The sequence below is a fragment of the Corynebacterium sp. MSK074 genome, from assembly GCF_030229735.1.
In the GTDB taxonomy this organism is placed as follows: Bacteria; Actinomycetota; Actinomycetes; order Mycobacteriales; family Mycobacteriaceae; genus Corynebacterium.
The window spans coordinates 37,387-57,468 of the sequence record NZ_JASPIX010000001.1; the positions used below are offsets into that span (position 1 = coordinate 37,387).

The following is a 20,082-nucleotide window of genomic DNA, read 5'->3' on the forward strand; positions in this document are numbered from 1 at the left end:
AGACTAGGCGGCGCTAGGCTTGGGAGACGTGCGCTACTTCTATGACACCGAATTTATCGAAGATGGACAAACCATTGAATTGGTCTCCATCGGCATCGTCGGTGAGAATGGCAGCGAGTACTACGCCGTGTCTACAGATTTCGATCCGTCCAAGGCCAATTCTTGGGTCAAAGACAATGTATTGGCCAAGCTGCCTAGCCCGCGGGACCCAGTATGGAAACCTCTGGCGACCATTCGCACGGAGGTCTTCGAGTTTCTTACCCAGAGCTCAACCCCGGTAGAGCTGTGGGCGTGGGTGGGCGCTTATGATCATGTGGTTTTGGCGCAGCTGTGGGGCGATATGGCTGGACTGCCTAAACGCATGCCCCGCTATACCCGCGAGCTGAAGCAGTACTGGGAGTTTGCGGGGCGTCCCAGCCTGCCGGCTGTCCCTAAGGGCAATCACGATGCGCTTGTCGACGCCCGCCATAACCTCGCCAAGTTCCGTGCCTGCGCCCAGGTGCTTCCGCTGTCTAAAGGCAATAGAATTAATATCTAGAATTTAACTAACGCGCGATAGGCGCTTGATGGTTAAATAGCAGTGTGAGTTGGACAGTAGATATTCCGCAAGGCGTTCTCCCAGACCTCCCGCCATTGCCCGCCGGCATCGAAGAGGTTTTCCAGGACGTCATCAAGCGTGACGCAAAGCAGCAGCCCAGCTGGGATACTTCCCAGGCCGATAACGTGCGCAAGATTCTCGAGTCCGTGCCGCCCATCGTGGTTGCGCCCGAGATCGAGGCGCTCAAGAAGAAGCTGGCAGACGTTGCCTTGGGTAACGCATTTTTGCTGCAGGGTGGCGATTGCGCGGAAACCTTTGAGTCCAATACTGAGCCGCATATCCGTGGCAATGTGAAAACGCTGCTGCAGATGGCCGTGGTGTTGACCTACGGCGCATCCGTGCCCGTGGTTAAACTCGGACGCATCGCCGGCCAGTACGCCAAGCCACGTTCTTCCGATACGGACTCCAATGGTTTGTTGAATTACCGCGGTGACATTGTCAATGGCGTGGAGCCGACCGATGAGGCTCGTCGCCACGACCCGGCCCGAATGATCCGCGCTTACGCGAACTCTTCGGCGGCAATGAACCTCGTGCGTTCTTTGACCTCTTCCGGCACTGCGGATCTTTACCGCCTGCATGAGTGGAACCGCGAGTTCGTGCGCAAGTCCCGCGCTGGTGCCCGCTACCAGGACTTGGCCCGGGAGATTGAAAACGGCTTGAACTTCATGAATGCCTGCGGCGTGCACGATGACACCCTGCGTTCAGCCGATATCTACTGCTCGCACGAGGCATTGCTGAAGGACTACGAGCGCTCCATGCTGCGCTTGGGCCAGGACAATAACGGCGATACCAAGCTCTACGATCTCTCTGCGCACCAGGTATGGATTGGTGAGCGCACTCGTGGCATCGAAGATTTCCACGTGAACTTTGCGGCGATGATTGGTAACCCAGTGGGCATCAAGCTGGGGCCGGGCGTCACCCCGGAGCAGGCCGTGGAGTATGCGGAAAGGCTGGACCCGAATCGCGAGCCGGGGCGCCTGACCATGATCTCGCGCATGGGCCACGATAAGGTGCGCACGGTTCTGCCTGCCATTGTCAAGGCGGTGGAAGACTCCGGTCACAAGGTGGTATGGCAGTCCGATCCGATGCACGGCAATACCTTCACCGCTTCTAATGGCTACAAGACTCGCCACTTTGACAAGATCGTGGATGAGGTCCAAGGCTTCTTTGAGGTTCACCGCGAACTGGGCACCCACCCGGGTGGCGTACACCTTGAGTTCACCGGTGAAGACGTCACCGAGTGCTTGGGCGGCGCCGAGGACATTACCGACGTGGATCTGCCGGGCCGCTACGAGTCGGCCGTAGATCCGCGCCTGAATACGCAGCAGTCGCTCGAGCTGTCCTTCCTCATCGCGGAGATGCTACGTAACTAAATCCACAGGTTCGGCGTCATGCCGTAGAGCGAGGAGCCGAACCACCACCCGCCGATAGCCACCGCGCCCACCGCAATCGCGACCACTATTAAGTACAGCACTAGTGACAGTGGATTGCGGTTGGTCAGCGGACGCTCGGCGGGTTCTTCATGCGCGCTCTGGACCGGCTGCTCGGGGACTGGAGCAGGTACCGGCGCAGGGGCAGAAGCAGCCGCCGGCGCGAATGGTTCGAGTGGGGGCTCGGTCGCGGAATACGGCTGTGCCTGGGGGCGTGACAATGGTTGCGGCTCCGGTTCTGGAGTGGCTCCGGACTGAGGCAAATCCAGTTTCGTCTCAAAGCTAAGGCGCTGCGGCGGGATGATTTCTGTCGGGCCGCCGTCGAGATGCTCCGTTTCGCCCTGTGGAATGCTGCGGGTGGGTTCGAAAATTTCCGTGGCTCCAGTGCCAGAAAAATCCGTGGGTGCTTGTGCCGTGCGCGCCGCGGCAGCGTTCCTTGGCACGGGAATGGTCACGTCCGGGAGATCGAGTTCCCTGCAGACATCATCGAGCGCCTCGAGGAATTCTCCCGCGTCGGCGAAGCGCTCGCGGGGATCGCGGGCGGTGGCGGTGGCCACGAGGGCGTCGACAAGCTTGGGCACCCCGGAAATCCGCGAGGACGGCGCGGGGACGTCGGAATCCAAACGGGCCGTGGCATGCGCTAGGGGAGTATCCCCCGAAAAAGGAACGGTGCCGGTAAGAAGCTCGAAGAGGACAATGCCGGCTGAATAGACATCTGCGGCCGGTGTGATGTCCTCGCCGGTGACCTGCTCCGGCGCGAGATAGGACACGGTGCCCACGATCATGTCCGAGGTAGCCTCGGCATTGGTGGCACGCACCAGCCCGAAATCGCCCACCTTTACCCGGTGGTGGGAGGTAATAAGCACATTATCGGGCTTGATGTCCCGGTGGATGAGCCCGGTCGAGTGCACCTCTTCCAAGCCGCGCAAAACATTGCGCAGGGTAGAGGCGGCCGCCTGCACTGGAAAGGGGCCACCCTCAGCCAATAGCTCGCGCAGCGTACCGCCATCGATGAGCTCCATGATGAGATAAATGGGCTCGCCGTCAGCGGAAAAATCGTGAATAGCTACGAGATTGGGATGCTGCAGGCGGGCCATGGCGCGAGCCTCGCGAGAAAAACGCTTGATAAAGACCGGGTCATCGGAATAGCGCTCGTCCATGACCTTGGCCGCGACCGCTCGCCCCAGCCGCATGTCCACGCAGCGATAGACGGTAGACATGCCACCGCGGGCAATGGGGCGATCGATCCGGTAACGGTTCTCCAGAACGTCACCAATTTCCAACCTAGTCATGCTTCCCAGTATGGCTGATCATCTAGCCCGCGTTAAAGTAGAGAACGTGACTAACCAAGAAAAATCCCTCGATTCCTTGCTCGCAAACGAAGAACTGCTCAGCATGCAGCAGGTGGCAGAAAAGCTAGACCTGCCCATCACCCGCGCTTATGACCTGCTGCAGGACCGAAAGTTTATTGCCTGGGATTCCCCAGAAGGAAAGCGCGTGCCGCTAGCCTTCTTCAACGACAAGGGCGTTATTGCCAAGCACGTAACTGCGGCAATTACCGTGTTGACAGACGGCGGCTATAAGGACGACGAAATCTTCAAGCATCTCTTTACCGAGGATGACTCGCTGCCGGGCCGCCCGATCGATGCCCTGCACGGTCACCTTGCCCGCGAGGTTATTCGGCGCGCGCAGGCTGCCGCTTTTTAGGCACGTCTTCAAAGATCCACTGGGTGGCAAACCATGCCACCACAATCATGCCGATGACCCAGAACCAGTTGTAGAGCTGGTGATTGCCATCGCCAGAGAACGAGACGCCGATAAACAGGGCCACGCCGGTCGTGAATTTGATAAGCCAGAGCGGCGGCCGGAAGGTGCCCATCAGGGTGAAGATTGAGGCGTAGTACCACGGCAGAGTCACGGCATTGAAAACAAAGGCAACTTGGTACGCGGCCGCGGTGCCCATAATGGCGTCGCGGTTGTCCTTGCGGCAAAGCCACCACACCGCCACCAGCCCAATGAGCATGCAAGCCATGGCGATGCTGCGCAGGACGGCCAGGATGGCGTTATAGGACGCATCCGGCATAAATATTTGTACCGCTGGGAAGATAATATCGGTGGCCAAGGTGGGACCTGCCAGCGGGTTAATCACCTTGGAATTGCCGCTTACCTGCGATAGCCAGCCCCACGACGTGCCGGAAACCCACGTGATGAGGGCCACTGCGGCGATGATTTCTGCCACTGCGGCGATGCCAGATAGCACAAAGACAGCAAGTTGTCGCCACTTACTGGAGCCCTTGGGAGCGTAGTGGTGGAGCATCATCCATACGATAAACGGTGCCGCAATAACCGCAGTTGCCTTCATAGCCACGGCCGTGCCCACGAGGATGAGGGCGGCGTGGAAGCGCTTATGCAATGCCGCTAGCAGGCCGATAGACACGATCCCCACCATGAGTGACTCATTATGCATGCCGCCGATAAGGTGCAAGATAATGACTGGATTAGCTACACCAAGCCACAGTGCTACCGCAGGATCCGCGCCGAGTTTGCGGGCGATGCGGGGGATTGACCAGGCGATGGTAACAAACCCGAGCAGAGAAAGAATCTTATAGATCACCACGCCTGCAGTGACGTTATCGCCTACCAGGCTGGTGACCAGTTCTCCTATCCACAGGTGAAGGGGACCATAAGGCGTGGTGGTATTGCGCCAATCTTGAGATACCTCAAGGAGGAAGGGTCCGGGGTTAACGGCGGCACCTTCGGTATACGGGTCGAAGCCATCGCGAACCATAGCACCTTGCATGAGGTAGGAATACACATCGCGTGAGGCCAATGGCCCGGCTAATAAAAGGGGAGCTACCCAGGCGATGAGGATGCGCTGGATGTCGCGCAAGCCGCCCTCGGGGAGAGGATTTTTGAGCTGCGGGCGAATGATGGTGCGCCCAGCTAGCACCCACGCTGCGGCTAAGAGGAAAATACCCACCCAGTACAGCGCGAGGCCGAGATTGCGCCCGTGTCCATAGGACAAGAAGCCGATATTTAATGCTTCGAGGAGTCCTCCACGGTTGCGGGTGGCACCGCCAGAGAAGGACGCGAGCAGTAAAATGCAGGAGGCAGATAGCCCTAGCGGCAGCGCGCGCGGAATGGGAAAAGAGTACGTCTTTGCCACGGCACAACCTACTTGCGGCGAGCAGTAGCCTTGATAGCCAACTGCTCTAGGGTTTCGGTGACCGCGGGATCTACCTGTGCGGAGTGCAGGTGTTGCAGTCCCGATTGTGTTAGGGAATCGATGCGGCGCTCAATTTCTTCTGGTGCGCCCGAATCAGCGATGATCTGGGCCAAGCGCGATAGCTCCTGGGGATCTGAGGTGCGGCCAATGAGCTTGCGCAAGGTAGCAGCAGCTTGTGGATCAGACTCATCCGCGCGCTGGAGCGCTAGCGCTAGAAGTTCGGTTCGCTTGCCTTCGCGCAGGTCATCACCGGCAGGTTTGCCGGTCACCGCGGGATCGCCAAAAACACCCAGCTGATCGTCACGCAACTGGTAGGCAATGCCAATATCGTGCCCATAGCCGCGGAAGGCAGCGATAAGTTCCTCGCTTGCACCGGCGATAGCGGCGCCCAAGTGCAGCGGGCGTTCAATGGTATAAGCGGCCGTCTTATAACGGTTGACCGAATTGGCAAGCTCTACCGATTCGGAACCTGCCGCCTCCAAAGAGATATCCAAGAGCTGCCCGCCGATAACCTCAGTGCGCATGCCGCGCCAGGGGCCGCGAGCACGGTGCAAAGCGGCCGCACTCAGGCCGGAATCTTGGAACATGTCCTCTGCATACACCAGTGCTAAATCGCCTACCAAGATTGCCACGGAGGTGCCGAAGAACTCTGGATCCCCTAGGTACTCCGATTCGCGGTGCAGCTTTTCGACGCCCCGGTGCACCGTAGGATTGCCGCGACGGGTATTGGAAGCATCGATAATGTCATCGTGGATAAGGGCGCAGGCCTGGATAAATTCCAAAGAGGCGGCCGCGCGGAGCATGGCCGCGGGATCTTCTTCTCCTCGACCTGCGGCGAGGTAGCCCGCCCAGGCATAGGTAGGTCGTACTCGCTTGCCACCGTCAAGCACGAAGGATTCCAAAAAGCTCACGGCCTTGGTCACAGGGGCGCCGATTTCGGCCACCTGCTCTCGGCGTTGATCGAGAAAGGTGGCGAGTTCCTCGCGCACCGCACCGGGGATGTCCGCAAGCTCAGGAATATTCTGCATAGTCACACCCCACACGATACCGGCTAGGCTGCGCAAGAAATAACAGAGGTTTACAGCGGCAGGCTTGCGCCCAATATGGCAAAGGGGCGAGCATCGGCGGGGTAGAGATGATCACGGAGGACATCGAAGAAGCCGACGGCTCTATAAAGACGGAAGGCACCGTTATCCTCGTTCGGCACCTCGGGTGTGGACAACAGCGCATAGCGCGCCGGGGCATTCCACAGCAATCCTTCCAAAAGCTTTCTGCCTAGGCCGTGCCCCTGGTACTGCGGCAAGACGTGGATCTCAGCCAGCTCAAAGTAGTTGCGCACAATGTCCCACTGCTCTTCGGTGGGCCCGCCTTGTAGGCGGAGCCCGCGGCGAAGTTCAGCGTCCCACCAGCTATCTGGGGAGCCTAAGAACCCATAGGCCACGCCGACGATGCCATTTTCATGGGTGACAATCTGCGCGCCGAATCCGGGGCGGGTCACGTCATTTCGCCAGCTTGAAATGCGGCTATGCAAGATTGCGGGATTGTAGTGCATTGCCTCGATGTAAATCTCAACCAACTGTGGGGCTAGCAGGGAGAATTCTGGCGGGGTTAGGCGGCGAATTTCAAAGCTCACTCTTCCTATGACACCAGAAGTCTGTGGCGGAGGGAAAGCAGGGCTCGCTATGTTCTTCGAAATTCACAAAATTGAATCGAACAAGAAGTCTGGAAAAAGCGTGTGGCCAGCTATTAACGTTGCTTAAATCGAACAGGTGAACTATGCTCGGGGGTGAAATGTCTAGCGGCTTGCTTAGGGTCAGGGGCAGTTCAACGACGTTATTTATTTAGTTAAGGACAGAGGCAATGGCACAGATTATTTCGGCAACGCGTACCCATTCTCTTGGGCGAGAAGGTGGCAAGCGGGCACGTTTTCTCTTCCAGGCGCGAGAATTATTAGACGCTGCGCGCGGTTATGCGGCTGAGGGACGATTCGATCAAGCTTTAGAGGTGGCGTACCAATCGGCTTTACGTACTGCTGGCGCACGAGTAGCTGCATCTGTCGTGGCTCGGCGCCGCCGCCTTCCCTCCAGTGCATGGGATCGGTTAGCGCTCGTCGGTGTGGAAGGCAAACGGTGGGCTGAATCCTTTAAGGGATATTCGCGGACTCGTGCGCGCGTGTCTTCGGGGCTGGATGAAGCGCCGAGCGAGGAATATGTTTATGGTCTCATGCAGCATGCCGCACAATTTTTGGATGAAAGTGAGACAGGGACTACTTTCGGCGCTTTTGCTGCGTAGTCACTCCGTGGGGGCGCTCACTACCTTTTGGGGAACATACTGATTATTCTGGGCGTTAGTATAGGTAGAACCATTACCGCCCGAAGCTCAATCCCTAGTTGGAGGAACAGTGTCCCTTTCTGAGCAGGAGCAGCGTACGCTCCGTGAAATTGAGGAATCGTTACTTGCTGACGATCCTAAGTTTGGCGCTTCCGTTTCTGAGCCTACGTCGTTCGGCGGATCCGGCGGTGCGGTAACCCTCCGAGGTGTAGCGCTCGTTGTCGTTGGCCTTTGCATGCTTGTCGGCGGTGTTGCTCTCGCGCAGCAAAGCCTGTGGTTTATCGTGCTTTCTATCGCGGGCTTTTTGGTGATGTTTGCCGCAGGTGTGTGGATGCTGCGCGGAGATGGATCTGGGCATTCCGCCCAGGGCCATTATTCCAGCGCTCGTGCAAAGAAATCCGCGTCCCGCAGTGGTGGAGTCAGTGGCAAGTTGGAGGAAAACTTCCGTCGCCGCTTTGAGGAGCGTTAGCGCTTTTTAATTTAGTTCGCCCCGGTTGACCCAGTGAGGGTCAACCGGGGCACTTTTGTATCTCGCCAAAATTCCCCACTTTGCCCCACGGATGAGGCGCTGGGTGGGCAATCGTGGGGTAGTTGCCCCATGGGCTTAGGTAAAAGTCCTCGATAACACAGCATATGGGGTCGGTGGGTGGAGTGGGGCGCATTATATTGGTGTTACGGGTGGGGTGAGTGGGGTGATTGTAGTGAGCTGTCAAGGCCTTTCGCGGGATTTCTTCCCACTGGAAAAACCATTATCTAGCTGCACGTAATCGAGAGCTATCTGAGGGACACGCCGCTTTAAGTGGGTTAGGTGGGGGAAAGTGGGGTAGAGTGGGGCGCAGCGGAGGAAAGAGGGGCTTAAGGGCCTCGATTCTGAAGTAAGAGAATCCGGAGTTTTCGAGTAAGGAAGGTGGACGCCGGGATGTTTCTCGGAACCTACACTCCGAAGCTCGATGACAAGGGACGTCTTACGCTTCCGGCAAAGTTTCGCGATGAACTCGCGGGTGGCCTCATGGTCACCAAGGGGCAGGACCACTCGCTGGCCGTGTACCCGCGGGAGGAATTTGCGGCACGCGCGCGGAAGGCTGCGGCAGTTTCTCGAACCAACCCAGAAGCACGTGCTTTCATCCGTAACTTGGCAGCAAGTGCGGACGAACAGCGGCCGGACGGGCATGGGCGCATTACGTTGTCCGCGGGGCATCGGGAATATGCGAACTTGTCTAAGGAGTGCGTTGTGGTTGGCTCTGTGGACTTTCTCGAAATTTGGGACGCAGCCGCGTGGGCTGAGTACCAGTCGCAAACTGAAGATGCTTATTCGGCAGCAGATGCCGATGACGTACTGGCGGGCTTGCTCTAAGCCTGCACAAGAGTGCGTGTAAGGACTCTGTCCGAGGCGGATGATTCTGGTGTACTTCCCCGATATCAGAAACCTGCCTCGGACAGGGCCCTATACGCACTCGCATGCTTTCCACCACTGGAAGTCAGGAAATTTGAGAAAGGGGGTTGCGGGGAGACATGGCTACCAAAGACCTAAATTATGACGTGTCGGATAACCACGGCCACGTGCCAGTCATGCGCGAGCGCATGGCCGATCTCCTGCGCCCCCAGGTAGAGGCGGCGGGGGATAAGGCCGTGCTTGTCGACGCCACCTTGGGCGCCGGCGGTCACACTCGCTACTTCCTGGAATCTTTCCCCGAGGTGCGGGTTATTGGTGTTGACCGCGATAAGCAGGCGTTGCGCAATGCATCCGAACGTCTTGCGCCCTACGGCGATCGCTTCGTCGGCGTTAATGCACGATTCGATGAGCTGGGCAGCGCCATCGCGGAAGGGGAGGGCGATATCTTTGATTCGGCCCGCACCGTAGGCATTGCCGGCGCCCTTTTTGACCTTGGTGTTTCCTCAATGCAGCTAGACCAGGCAGACCGCGGATTCGCTTATAAAGCGGATGCGCCGCTGGATATGCGCATGGATCCTTCGCAGGGGATCACTGCGGCGGATGTACTCAATACCTATTCGCACGGTGACTTAGCGCGGGTCCTCAAGACCTATGGCGATGAGCGCTTCGCTGGAAAAATTGCCTCCGCCGTGTTGAAAGAGCGCGACAAGGAGCCTTTCGTCAACTCCGCGCGGCTCGTTGAGCTACTTTATGATGTCATTCCCGCTGCGACCCGCCGTACCGGAGGACACCCCGCCAAGCGCACCTTCCAGGCGCTGCGGGTTGAGGTCAATCGCGAGTTGGAAGCTATTGAAAATGTCCTGCCGGTCATAACCCAGGCGCTTTCAGAAGGTGGCCGTGCCGTATTCATGAGCTACCAATCTTTGGAAGACCGCATCGTGAAAGCAGCCTTCAAAGAACTGACCACTTCCAAGACGCCGGCTGGATTGCCGATGGATCTTCCGGGCACCGCGCCGAAGTTCAAGATCGTTACGCGCGGGGCGGAAAAGGCCTCTGAAGAGGAAATTGTGGAAAATTCGCGAGCTGCGTCGGTGCGTGTTCGTGCCATCGAAAGACTCGAGGGAATGCCAGAATTTCTACCGCCGGGAGGCAGGCAATGAGCACCATCCCACGCCGCAACCACCTAAAGACTGACAGCCGCGACAGAGAGGCCACTCGCACCATGGGCGCCAGCCGAGACTTCACCACCGGAATTGATACCGGAGCCCCGACGGCGCTGCGCGAGCGTCCCAGCACTAAGCGTGCTCCGAGCCGCACTCGCGTGCCGCACCGCAGCACGAAGCGCCTAGGCTCGAAGCAAGTAGTGAGCTTCCGCGGACGCCAGCTGCAGCCGCAAACGAAGAAGAACGGGCTCCTTACCCGGTTGAGCGTCATTTCCCTCACCCTGCTTATCGTCGGCGTGGCCTTGGCCATGTGGCTGTCTGGTCTGTCCACCAAGCAAACCTTTGCCATCCAGCAGCTCACCGTGCAGGAATCCCAACTGGATAACCAGATTGAGACCCTCAACCGCGATGCGGAGAATCTCAGCTCCTCGGCTGATATTGCGCGCCGCGCGGACGAAATGGGAATGGCCATTCCTAAGCAGCCGGGTATTGCGGAAGTTGGCGGCGATGGAAAGATCGTCGACAAGCGCGAAGGCGCCCCGGATACCGAAAAGCTCATTGATGTCAACGGTGAACCAATCCGCCCGGGCCAGGCTTCCAGCGACCCAAAGGATACGGAGGGGATGTCGGATTCCCTCAATGCCGTGCCACAGGGACAGCAGCGCACCAGCAATGGTGGCGATGCCGACCGTAATTCCGATCGTGAGGCCGGCGAAGCTGATGCCGCCCAGAACAATGCGCGACCCAACCTTCCGGCCCGTGCGCCGTATGCCAGCCGCGCCGAGTAGCTAGGGAAGAATAATCGGTGAAAAAGATGATGCTCGCGCGTGGTGGCGCGGGCATTCTCACTTTTGTAGGGCACAATCAATACACGCAAGAAATTGTGGCGGAAATAGGGAAGGTGACACTGGACTGTGACTACGCCAAGTAAGGCTAGGCGCCGCCCGCGCCGCTCTGCCAGCTCCGCGGTGCCGCAAAAGAAAATGATGCGCAAACGCCTGCGCATCATCGTATCCGTGGTGCTCGTGGCGATGGTCGTCCTCGCTGGCCGCTTGGCGTGGGTGCAGCTTGTGTGGGGCCCGGATCTTTCCGCCAAAGCCGTCACCCAGCGTGAGCGCGTCTATATTGAGCCGGCCCGGAGGGGAGAGATCTTAGACCGCGATGGCCAGCGCTTGGCCTACACGATGAAGTCTCGTTCCTTGACCGTCTCGCCGACCCGCCTGCGCGATGAGCTAAAAGACAAGGCCGAGATCGAGGCCCAAAAAGATGGCTCGACCGAGGGCATGGATGATAAAAAGCTGGATAGCTTCCTCACCAAGAAGATGGAGGAGACCCTCAAGGACATGTCTGAGGGAATCCCGAAGCTGATTGAGGATTCCGGCGCCTCGACCTCCAAGGTGGATAAGGACGACATCCTCAATAAGCTCAAAGCCGATACCCAGTATGAGGTACTGGTGCGCAATGTCGATCCGGATGTTGCCGTAGAGATCGCCAATAAGTACCACGGAGTGGCAGCGGACCGCCAAGACATCCGCCAATATCCCAACGGTGCCATTGGTGAAAACGTTGTGGGCAAGGTGTCGATGGATGGCCATGGACAGTTCGGTTTCGAGGCCGCGCGCGATACGGAACTTACCGGCATTGACGGCCAGTCCACCGAGGACGTATCCGCGGATGGCCAGGTAATTCCAGGCACGCTGCGCGACGTCGTGGATACCGTTGATGGTCGCGACGTCACCCTCACTTTGGATCTGGACCTGCAGACTTACGTTCAGCAAAAGTTGGAGAAGGCTAAGGCCAACTCCAAGGCTTCTGGTGCGGAAGCAGTGGTCCTCGATGCTGCCACCGGCCAGGTGCTTGCCATGGCCAATACCGATACCGTGGATCCCAATAAGAATGTTGAGGATCAGCTCGATGAAGGCAAGGACTTTGAAAACCGCAGCGTCTCCCATCCTTATGAGCCGGGTTCTGTAGCCAAGGTGGTTACCGCGGCTGCTGCACTGCAGGAGGGTGTGACCACCCCGGATGAGGTGCATCAGGTCCCCGGCTCCATCGATATGGCGGGCGTGACGGTCAACGATGCATGGGAGCACGGCACCGAGCCGTATACGACCACCGGCATCTTTGGTAAATCCTCCAACGTCGGCACCTTGATGATCGCCGATAAATTGGGCCAGGAAAAGTACGCCGAGTACCTCAAGAAGTTTGGGTTGGGCAATACCACCGGCGTTGAGCTGCCGAATGAATCGGCCGGTAGCGTGCCGGATCTAGAGCAATGGTCCGGCGGCACCTTCGCCAACCTGCCCATTGGCCAAGGCCAGTCGTGGACCACCTTGCAGATGGCGAGTGTGTATCAAACACTGGCAAATGGCGGCGAGCGCATCGAGCCGCGCATCATTGATTCTGTGAAGGGGCCAGACGGTAAGGACGAAAAGCTGGAGGAACCGAAAAAGACTCAGGTGCTAAGCCCTGAAACCGCCAAGACAACGGTGGATATGTTCCGCGCCGTCTTCCAAGACGATGACGCCGGCCTGCAAAATGGCACGGCCGGTAATGCGCAGCTCAAGGGCTATCAGCTCTCCGGCAAAACCGGTACGGCTCAAAAGGTCGATCCGAATACCGGGGCGTATTCGAATTCCGCCTATTGGATCACCTTCGCCGGTATTGCCCCGGCCGATGATCCGCGCTTCGTCGTTGCCGTCATGTTGGATGAACCCAAATCCGGCGTGGAGGACAATGGAGGCGGCGGCCAATCGGCAGCGCCGATTTTCCGCGACATCGCCTCGTGGCTGCTTAACCGTGACAATATTCCGACTTCGAAACCAGCACCGCGGCTGACCCTGCGGGCACAATAGGAGCTTAGTATGACCGTTTCTTTGGATACTCTCGCCCAGCTTTCTGGTGGGCGCGTCATTGGTGATGCCTCCGTGGAGGTCTCCGCGTGCGGGCTGGATTCTTCCCAGCTGCCTGAGGGCGCGCTTTTCGCCGCCCTGCCGGGCACACGTGCACACGGCGCGCAGTTCGCCCGCGATACTAAGGCTGCAGCTGTGCTTACCGACGCCGCCGGGCTCGACCTGCTTACCGAGGCCCAAGAGACCCGCCCCATTGTGGTGGTGGACGATATTCGTGCCGTGCTCGGACCCATTTCCGCCGAGATTTATGGCCACCCCACCCGCGACCTGACGGTTATCGGCGTTACCGGAACTTCCGGCAAGACCACCACCAGTTACCTGCTGGAGGCCGGCCTGCTCCACACCGGGCATTCCGTGGGCCTAATCGGGACCACCGGTACTCGAATCAACCGCGATCCGGTCCCCACCTCGCTCACCACGCCTGAGGCGCCGACCCTGCAAGAGCTTTTCGCGCGCATGAAGAACGAGGGCGTTACCCATGTGGTGATGGAAGTGTCCTCGCATGCGCTGGAGTTGGGACGCGTGCGCGGAACTCGGTTTGCGGTAGGCGGGTTTACGAACCTGAGCCAGGACCACCTCGATTTTCACCCCACCATGGAGGACTATTTCCAAGCTAAGGCGAAGCTTTTCGCTGGGGAACAGGCGGCGGAGCGGGCCGTCCTCTGCATCGATGATGAGTGGGGCGAGCGCATGCGCGGCGTCGCCAAGGGCGCGGGCCACAAAGTGACTACGGTTGCCACCCAAGGCGCTTCGGCCACGATAAGCGCACGCCAAACCGCCACTGAGGCCACCGGTGCCCAGGAGGTAGCCCTGAATTATGACGGTGCCGATTTCACCTTCCGGCTACCGCTGCCTGGCGAGTTCAATATCGCCAATGCTTGCTTGGCGCTCGGCATGGCCGCCGCGGTAGGAGAGGATCCGGCGGAGTTTCTGTCGGGAGTGGAGAAGGTCGCAGTCCCTGGCCGTATGGAGCGCATCGACCGCGGCCAAGACTTTGTAGCCGTAGTGGACTATGCGCATAAGCCAGCGGCCATCGCTGCGGTGCTCGACACCTTGCGCGGCCAACTGGAGGGAACCAAGGGCCGCGTCGGCATTGTCGTCGGAGCCGGCGGAGACCGTGATAGCTCTAAGCGCCCCATCATGGGCGCAGCCGCAGCCAGCCGCGCTGACCTTACCGTGGTTACCGATGACAACCCGCGCTCCGAGGACCCCGCCACCATTCGCGCGGCGGTTATAGCGGGTGCGCGTGAGGCCGCCCCGCAGGGCGATATCCGCGAGGTAGGCTCCCGCGCCCGTGCCATCGATGAGGTCGTCGATTGGGCCGAGCCGGGCGATGCCGTCATCGTCGTAGGCAAGGGCCACGAGGTGGGACAGCTCGTGAACGGCAAAACCTTGCACTTTGATGACCGCGAGGAAATGGCCCGCGCCATCGAGGAAAAGCTGGCCAGAACCCCGCACCGCGATACCCTTGGGGATGCGAAGGAGTAGACATGATTCCACTTTCTATTGCCGATATTGCCGAAATCACCGGGGGCAGCCTCGATTGCGTGTCTGACCCAGACCAGCGCGTTACCGGGTTCATCGAATTCGATTCCCGCAAGGTAACTAAGGGTGGGCTCTTCCTTGCCCTGCCCGGGGCCCGTGTGGATGGCCACGATTATGCAGAAAAGGCCATCGAGCAGGGCGCAGTGGCGGTGCTGGCGGCGCGGCCGGTGGGGGTTCCGGCGGTCGTCGTCAAGCCCCAAGGCCGCGTTACCGGTGATGCCGCCAACGCGGATATCTATGCCCACGACGAGGACGGCTCGGCCGCCGCGGTGGTACAGGCGCTATCCGATATTGCGCGGGAGGTCACCCGCCGCCTGACCGCCGAGCAGGGCCTAGACATTGTCGGCGTGACTGGCTCGGCCGGTAAGACCTCCACCAAGGACCTACTGGCCACGATTTTCCGCGCTGAGGGTGACACCGTCGCTCCTCCCGGCTCCTTTAATAACGAGGTCGGCTTGCCGTATACCGCTTTGCGCTGCGATGAGCACACTCGCTTCTTGGTTGCCGAAATGTCTGCCCGCGGCATCGGTCATATCCGCCACTTGACCACCATTACTGCCCCTACCGTCGGCGTGGTACTCAATGTTGGTACCGCGCACTTGGGCGAGTTTGGCTCACGCGAGAATATTGCCCAGGCCAAAGGCGAGCTCGTTGAAGCCTTGCCCTCGGCCGCTGAAGGCGGCGTCGCCGTGCTCAATGCCGATGATCCCTTCGTCGCCGGCATGGCGCCGCGCACCTCGGCCAAGGTCGTCTACTACTCGGCCAATAAGCCGCCGGTTTCCGACGCCCAGTATTACGCCAGCGATATCCAGCTCGATGACGTCGCCCGCCCCTCGTTTGTGCTGCATGCGCCGGGAACAGACCCGCTTCCGGTAAAGCTGCAGGTCTTTGGCAAGCACCAGGTCTCTAACGCTTTGGCTGCGGCCGCGGCTGCTATCGAATCGGGCATGGACCCGCAGGTAGTAGCTAACGCGCTTTCCGGGCATCAGAATGCCTCGGAACACCGCATGGACGTGCGTACCCGCCGCGATGGAGTAACCACCATCGATGATTCCTATAACGCCAACCCCGATTCCATGCACGCGGCCATTGCCGCGCTGGCCTATACCTCGGCCGCCCGACCGGATGCCCGCGCCATCGCCGTGCTCGGTGAGATGGGCGAGCTCGGAGGAGAAGCAGTGGCCGCCCACCGTGCATTGGGAGAAGTGCTTTCCAAATACCACGTTGACCACCTCGTGGCCGTGGGAGACAACGATAATATGAGGGCCATGGTTGAGGCCGCACAGGCGCGGGGTATAAATACTACTATCAGCCCGGATGTTGACGCCGCTGCGGCGGCGGTCGAAGACATCATTAGGGTAGCGCCTGCCGGCATCGAAGATTGGACGGGGCGCGAGGCCAAAGATGTAGTCCTTATCAAGTCATCGAATGCCCAGCGCCTGTGGCGCGTGGCAGAACAGCTCAATCGCCGTTAGTCCTCAGTACAAGGAGAAAGACCTTTAGCAATGACTCAGATCATTATCGCGGGCATCCTCAGCTTCCTCGTCGCGATCTTTACCACTCCCATGTTGGTGCGCTACTTTTCCGGGGTAGGCAAGGGACAAGAAATCCGCGAGGACGGGCCGCAGCTGCACTTGCGCAAGCGCGGCACGCCGACCATGGGCGGTCTGGCGATTTTGCTGGCCATCACCGTGGCCTACCTCGTGGTGGGAATTTATGCCCGCGTGACCGGTAACGGTGGTTTTAGCCCCTCCGGTCTTTTGGTCTACTTCCTCACGATGGGCCTGGGCGGACTGGGTTTTGCCGATGACTTCATCAAGCTATTCAAAAAGCGCAACCTCGGCCTGAACAAGACCGCCAAGCTGGTAGGTCAGCTGGCCGTGGCGCTCATCTTCGGCATCCTGGCGCTGCAGTTCCCAGATGCACATGGATTGACCCCAGCGTCTACCAACCTTTCCTTCGTCCGCGATTTTGATACCTTCGACATCGCCGTGGGCGGCGCGGTCATCGGGACCATTGTTTTCTTGGTCTTTCTCTACCTACTCATTGCTGCGTGGTCAAACGCCGTAAACCTCACCGACGGACTCGACGGCTTGGCCGCGGGCACTACCGCGATGGTGATGGGCGCCTATGCTCTGATTTCCTTCTGGCAGTTCCGCAACTCTTGCGCCGTGTCGCCAGCGGCAGGGTGCTATGAGGTTCGCGATCCGCTCGACTTGGCCGTGCTGGCTGCAGCTGGTCTGGGCGGTTGCTTGGGCTTTTTGTGGTGGAATGCCGCGCCGGCAAAGATCTTCATGGGCGATACCGGTTCGCTAGCACTCGGCGGCCTCGTCGCCGGCCTATCGGTGACCACTCGCACCGAGCTGCTCATGATCATCATCGGCGCTATCTTCGTGATTGAGACGGTCTCCGTGGTTATCCAGATCATCGTCTTCCGCAGCACCGGTAAGCGCTTCTTCCGTATGGCGCCCATCCACCACCACTTTGAAAATGGTGGCTGGGCCGAGACCGCCGTGGTCACCCGCTTCTGGCTGCTGAGCGCCATGGCCGCTATTGCCGGCGTATGCATCTTCTACGGCGACTGGTTGTCTGCCGTCGGCTTTGCCTCCTAAGACTCACGCCTTTTAGCTTTATCGAGGAAAGAGGAATAGAGATGACCGAGTTGCCATCCTCGTTGCGCGGGCGAGTGCTCGTGGCCGGGGCGGGAGTATCGGGGCGCGGTTGCGTCGCTATGCTGGCAAGCCTCGGGGTGGATACCACCGTGGCAGATTCCAACCAGACTGCGCTGGCGGAATTGGCGGAGGAGTACGGGGTAGCAACCGTCTCCGTCGATTCTGCCGCCCAAGGCGATTTTGACCTTGCGGTTACTTCGCCGGGCTGGCGTCCCGATTCGCCCTTGTTGGTCGCCCTCCAGGACGCTGGGGTAGAGGTCATCGGCGACGTGGAGCTCGCGTATCGCCTGGATCGTGCGGGTGTCTTCGGCGCGCCGCGTACCTGGCTGGTAGTTACCGGAACCAACGGCAAAACCACCACTACGGGTATGTTGGCCCAGATTATGCAGGCAGATGCCAAGCGCACCGGCAAGCGCGCACTGGCGGTGGGCAATATCGGCGTTTCGCTTTTCGACGCCCTCACTGCCACCCCTCGCGTCGACGTTCTCTGCGCCGAGCTATCTTCTTTCCAGTTGCATTGGTCCAGCCACCTGCGCCCGGATGTGGGCGTGCTACTGAATTTGGCTGATGACCACCTGGATTGGCATGGATCGTTCGATGCCTATGCCCGAGCGAAGGCCAAGGTGCTCTCTGGTGAGGTTGCCGTGGTGGGCAAGGATGACTCCGAGGCGGTCCGCTACGCCGCGGATACCGCAGACCTCTTCCGTTTTACTGCCGCTGAACCTACACAGGGAGAGGTGGGCGTAAGTGCCGGCCGTCTTGTCTCGCGGCTTGACGGGAAGCGTGAGGATCTCGCGTCCGCAGAGGGCATTGAGCCCGCCGGCCTGGCAGGAGTTCTGGACGCTGCGGCCGCAGCCAGCGTCGCGCGTCTGGCAGGCGCCACCCCGGAATCCATTGCGCAGGGGTTGGCCGCATATACCGTCGCCGGGCACCGCGGCGCTGTGGTCCATGAGCATTCCGGCATTACGTTCATCGATAATTCCAAGGCCACCAACCCGCACGCGGCGGATGCGGCGCTCAAGGGGCTCAACTCCGTGGTCTGGATTGCCGGCGGGCAGTTGAAGGGCGCGGAGGTAGACGGGCTCGTCGCCAAGCACGCCGCCCACATCAAGGCCGCGGTAGTCCTAGGCGTGGATAGGGAAGAGGTAGCCCGGGCCCTCGCGGCGCACGCGCCGCATGCCCTGGTGGACGTCATCGAGACGCAGGAGCCTTGTGCAGCCATGAATGCTGCGGTGGAGGCTGCACTGCAACACGCCGACGCCGGGGATACCGTTCTTTTGGCGCCAGCTGCGGCATCGTTGGATATGTATACCGGCATGGCTCAACGCGGTGATGTATTCGCCGCGGCCGCGCGGGAGCTTACCCGCAACTAGAGCTATAGATTTAAGGATCAGGAGAACACATGACGGCCACCTCCCAGCAGCGCCCGCGCTCCAAGAGTTTTGGCGACCGCGTTCGCGAGCTGCGCGAGCGAGCCCGCCAGGAAGCAGGCCTTGATTACCAGCTGCTGCGCTTTATCATCTTCTTCCTCGTGGGCATCGGCGTGCTCATGGTCTTTTCTTCCTCCATGGCTACCTCCCTGACGGAAGACGGCGGCGTATGGAACCAGGCATTGCGCCAGTGCGTGATGGTGTTCTTGGGCCTCGTTGCCTTTTGGTTTGGTCTCAAGGTGTCGCCGCATACCCTGCGCAAATGCGTGCCGTGGATTGTGGGGTTGTCCATCATTTTGCTCATCGCGGTGCTGATCCCCGGTGTGGGCACCGGCCGCGAGGAGGTAGGTTCCCAGTCCTGGATTTACTTGGGACCGTTCTCCCTGCAGCCCTCGGAGCTTGCCCGCGTCGCCGTAGGCATGTTTGGTGCGACCGTATTGGCGGATAAGGAGCACAAATCCATGAAGGTGACGGATCCCTTCATGATGTACTCTCTCATTGCTGGCGTTATGTTCTTGCTCATCGTCCTTCAGGGCGACTTGGGTATGGCTTTGTCCTTTGCCCTCGTGGTTGTCTTCACCCTGATTTTCGCGGGTGTCGACTGGCGCGTTCCGGCGACCATCGGCGTCGCAGCCGTGTGTGGTTTGCTGTTTATCTTCCTTTCTGGCGGCTTCCGCTCCAACCGCTTCCACACCTATTTCGACGCCCTAGTGGGCAATATCTCCGATACTCAAGGTACGGGTTTCCAGTCCTATCAGGGCTTTCTCTCGCTTGCCGACGGCGGCTTCTGGGGCGTAGGCATCGGCCAATCCCGTGCCAAGTGGTTCTACCTGCCCGAGGCGAAAAATGACTTTATTTTCGCCATCGTGGGTGAGGAACTCGGCTGGTGGGGCGGTGCGCTCGTCATCGTGCTATTCGCCGCACTGGGCTATGTGGGCTTGCGCACCGCGATGCGCGCACAGAACCAGTTCCAGTCCCTGCTGGCCGCAACGCTGACCATCGGTGTGGTCACGCAGGCCTTCGTGAATATTGGCTACGTCATTGGCCTGCTGCCGGTGACCGGTATTCAGCTGCCCATGATTTCTGCCGGCGGTACCGCGGCGATCATCACGATTGGCTCGATGGGCATCCTGTGCAACGTGGCGCGTCACGAGCCGATGCAGATTTCTGCCATGCAGAATTTCGGCCGCCCGCTGTTCGACCGCCTCTTGTTCATCGGCGAGCCGCAGCCAGTGCCGAAGCCGAAGAAGAAGCAGCAGGGCCGTCACGCCCGCCCGCAGGAGCCGCGCTCCCGCGTGCGCGAGGAGCGCTTTGGCCGCCCTGTGACCGGAAGCGGCCGCCGCTATCCGCGCGCCGAGCGCCGCTATCGCTAGGTGGCGCTG

Annotated in this window: 18 protein-coding genes; 14 read left to right on the forward strand and 4 right to left on the reverse strand. The window is 59.8% G+C overall.

What is annotated here, in order from left to right:
• Window positions 1-28 precede the first annotated feature (28 nt).
• Window positions 29-538, forward strand: a complete 510-nt coding sequence (locus QP965_RS00160) for a polyadenylate-specific 3'-exoribonuclease AS (RefSeq protein ID WP_225746711.1) — start codon at window positions 29-31, stop codon at window positions 536-538.
• Window positions 539-582: 44 nt separating this feature from the next.
• The gene (locus QP965_RS00165; RefSeq protein WP_225746712.1) at window positions 583-1,971 is read left to right on the forward strand and encodes a class II 3-deoxy-7-phosphoheptulonate synthase; all 1,389 of its coding nucleotides are present in this window, start codon (window positions 583-585) and stop codon (window positions 1,969-1,971) included.
• On the opposite strand, the gene QP965_RS00170 is transcribed toward QP965_RS00165, so the two are convergent.
• Entirely contained in the window at window positions 1,968-3,320 is a 1,353-nt protein-coding gene (locus tag QP965_RS00170; protein ID WP_284843757.1) for a protein kinase domain-containing protein, read from the reverse strand. The two genes, QP965_RS00165 and QP965_RS00170, sit on opposite strands and share 4 nt — an antisense overlap.
• Before the next feature lie 10 nt (window positions 3,321-3,330).
• Here QP965_RS00170 and QP965_RS00175 point away from each other — a divergent pair, with 10 nt between their 5' ends.
• Window positions 3,331-3,735, forward strand: a complete 405-nt coding sequence (locus tag QP965_RS00175) for an Rv2175c family DNA-binding protein (protein WP_080970387.1) — start codon at window positions 3,331-3,333, stop codon at window positions 3,733-3,735.
• On the opposite strand, the gene QP965_RS00180 is transcribed toward QP965_RS00175, so the two are convergent.
• From QP965_RS00180 to QP965_RS00190, 3 genes are read right to left on the reverse strand one after another with little or no spacing between them, the layout of a single operon-like run.
• Window positions 3,704-5,194 carry an alpha-(1->6)-mannopyranosyltransferase A gene (locus QP965_RS00180; protein WP_284768527.1) on the reverse strand — a complete coding sequence of 497 codons (1,491 nt, stop codon included), beginning with the start codon at window positions 5,192-5,194 and terminating at the stop codon, window positions 3,704-3,706. The genes QP965_RS00175 and QP965_RS00180 overlap by 32 nt on opposite strands.
• Before the next feature lie 8 nt (window positions 5,195-5,202).
• Entirely contained in the window at window positions 5,203-6,282 is a 1,080-nt protein-coding gene (locus tag QP965_RS00185; protein WP_239278979.1) for a polyprenyl synthetase family protein, read from the reverse strand.
• Window positions 6,283-6,332: 50 nt separating this feature from the next.
• A complete protein-coding gene (locus QP965_RS00190; protein ID WP_239278962.1) occupies window positions 6,333-6,887 on the reverse strand; it encodes a GNAT family N-acetyltransferase in 555 nt (184 codons plus the stop codon).
• 227 nt (window positions 6,888-7,114) lie between these two features.
• Between QP965_RS00190 and QP965_RS00195 the strand changes: the two genes are divergently transcribed.
• The 11 genes from QP965_RS00195 (at window position 7,115) to QP965_RS00245 (ending at window position 20,073) form a co-directional block, all read left to right on the forward strand.
• Window positions 7,115-7,546, forward strand: coding sequence for an SAV_6107 family HEPN domain-containing protein (locus tag QP965_RS00195; RefSeq protein ID WP_239278961.1), 432 nt, complete (start codon window positions 7,115-7,117; stop codon window positions 7,544-7,546).
• Window positions 7,547-7,655: 109 nt separating this feature from the next.
• Window positions 7,656-8,054 (forward strand): DUF3040 domain-containing protein, encoded by a 399-nt coding sequence (locus QP965_RS00200; RefSeq protein WP_239278959.1) that lies wholly within the window; start codon window positions 7,656-7,658, stop codon window positions 8,052-8,054.
• A 450-nt stretch (window positions 8,055-8,504) separates the two neighbouring features.
• Window positions 8,505-8,939 (forward strand): division/cell wall cluster transcriptional repressor MraZ, encoded by a 435-nt coding sequence (gene mraZ, locus QP965_RS00205; protein ID WP_005324499.1) that lies wholly within the window; start codon window positions 8,505-8,507, stop codon window positions 8,937-8,939.
• 158 nt (window positions 8,940-9,097) lie between these two features.
• The gene (gene rsmH / locus QP965_RS00210; RefSeq protein ID WP_284843758.1) at window positions 9,098-10,138 is read left to right on the forward strand and encodes a 16S rRNA (cytosine(1402)-N(4))-methyltransferase RsmH; all 1,041 of its coding nucleotides are present in this window, start codon (window positions 9,098-9,100) and stop codon (window positions 10,136-10,138) included.
• Complete coding sequence (gene ftsL, locus QP965_RS00215; protein ID WP_284843759.1) at window positions 10,135-10,929, forward strand: cell division protein FtsL; 795 nt, start codon at window positions 10,135-10,137, stop codon at window positions 10,927-10,929. The genes rsmH and ftsL overlap by 4 nt, the downstream gene beginning before the upstream one ends.
• 195 nt (window positions 10,930-11,124) lie before the next feature.
• Window positions 11,125-12,996 (forward strand): peptidoglycan D,D-transpeptidase FtsI family protein, encoded by a 1,872-nt coding sequence (locus QP965_RS00220; RefSeq protein ID WP_502869816.1) that lies wholly within the window; start codon window positions 11,125-11,127, stop codon window positions 12,994-12,996.
• A 9-nt stretch (window positions 12,997-13,005) separates the two neighbouring features.
• Complete coding sequence (locus tag QP965_RS00225; RefSeq protein ID WP_284843760.1) at window positions 13,006-14,541, forward strand: UDP-N-acetylmuramoyl-L-alanyl-D-glutamate--2,6-diaminopimelate ligase; 1,536 nt, start codon at window positions 13,006-13,008, stop codon at window positions 14,539-14,541.
• Window positions 14,542-14,543: 2 nt separating this feature from the next.
• Window positions 14,544-16,073 (forward strand): UDP-N-acetylmuramoyl-tripeptide--D-alanyl-D-alanine ligase, encoded by a 1,530-nt coding sequence (locus tag QP965_RS00230; RefSeq protein ID WP_284843761.1) that lies wholly within the window; start codon window positions 14,544-14,546, stop codon window positions 16,071-16,073.
• Between the two features lie 30 nt (window positions 16,074-16,103).
• Window positions 16,104-17,210: a phospho-N-acetylmuramoyl-pentapeptide-transferase gene (gene mraY, locus QP965_RS00235; protein WP_239278954.1), complete on the forward strand. Its 1,107-nt coding sequence runs from the start codon at window positions 16,104-16,106 to the stop codon at window positions 17,208-17,210.
• Window positions 17,211-17,251: 41 nt separating this feature from the next.
• Window positions 17,252-18,643, forward strand: a complete 1,392-nt coding sequence (murD, locus tag QP965_RS00240) for a UDP-N-acetylmuramoyl-L-alanine--D-glutamate ligase (RefSeq protein ID WP_284765761.1) — start codon at window positions 17,252-17,254, stop codon at window positions 18,641-18,643.
• A gap of 29 nt (window positions 18,644-18,672) precedes the next feature.
• Window positions 18,673-20,073, forward strand: coding sequence for an FtsW/RodA/SpoVE family cell cycle protein (locus QP965_RS00245; protein ID WP_284843762.1), 1,401 nt, complete (start codon window positions 18,673-18,675; stop codon window positions 20,071-20,073).
• The last annotated feature ends 9 nt before the right edge of the window (window positions 20,074-20,082 follow it).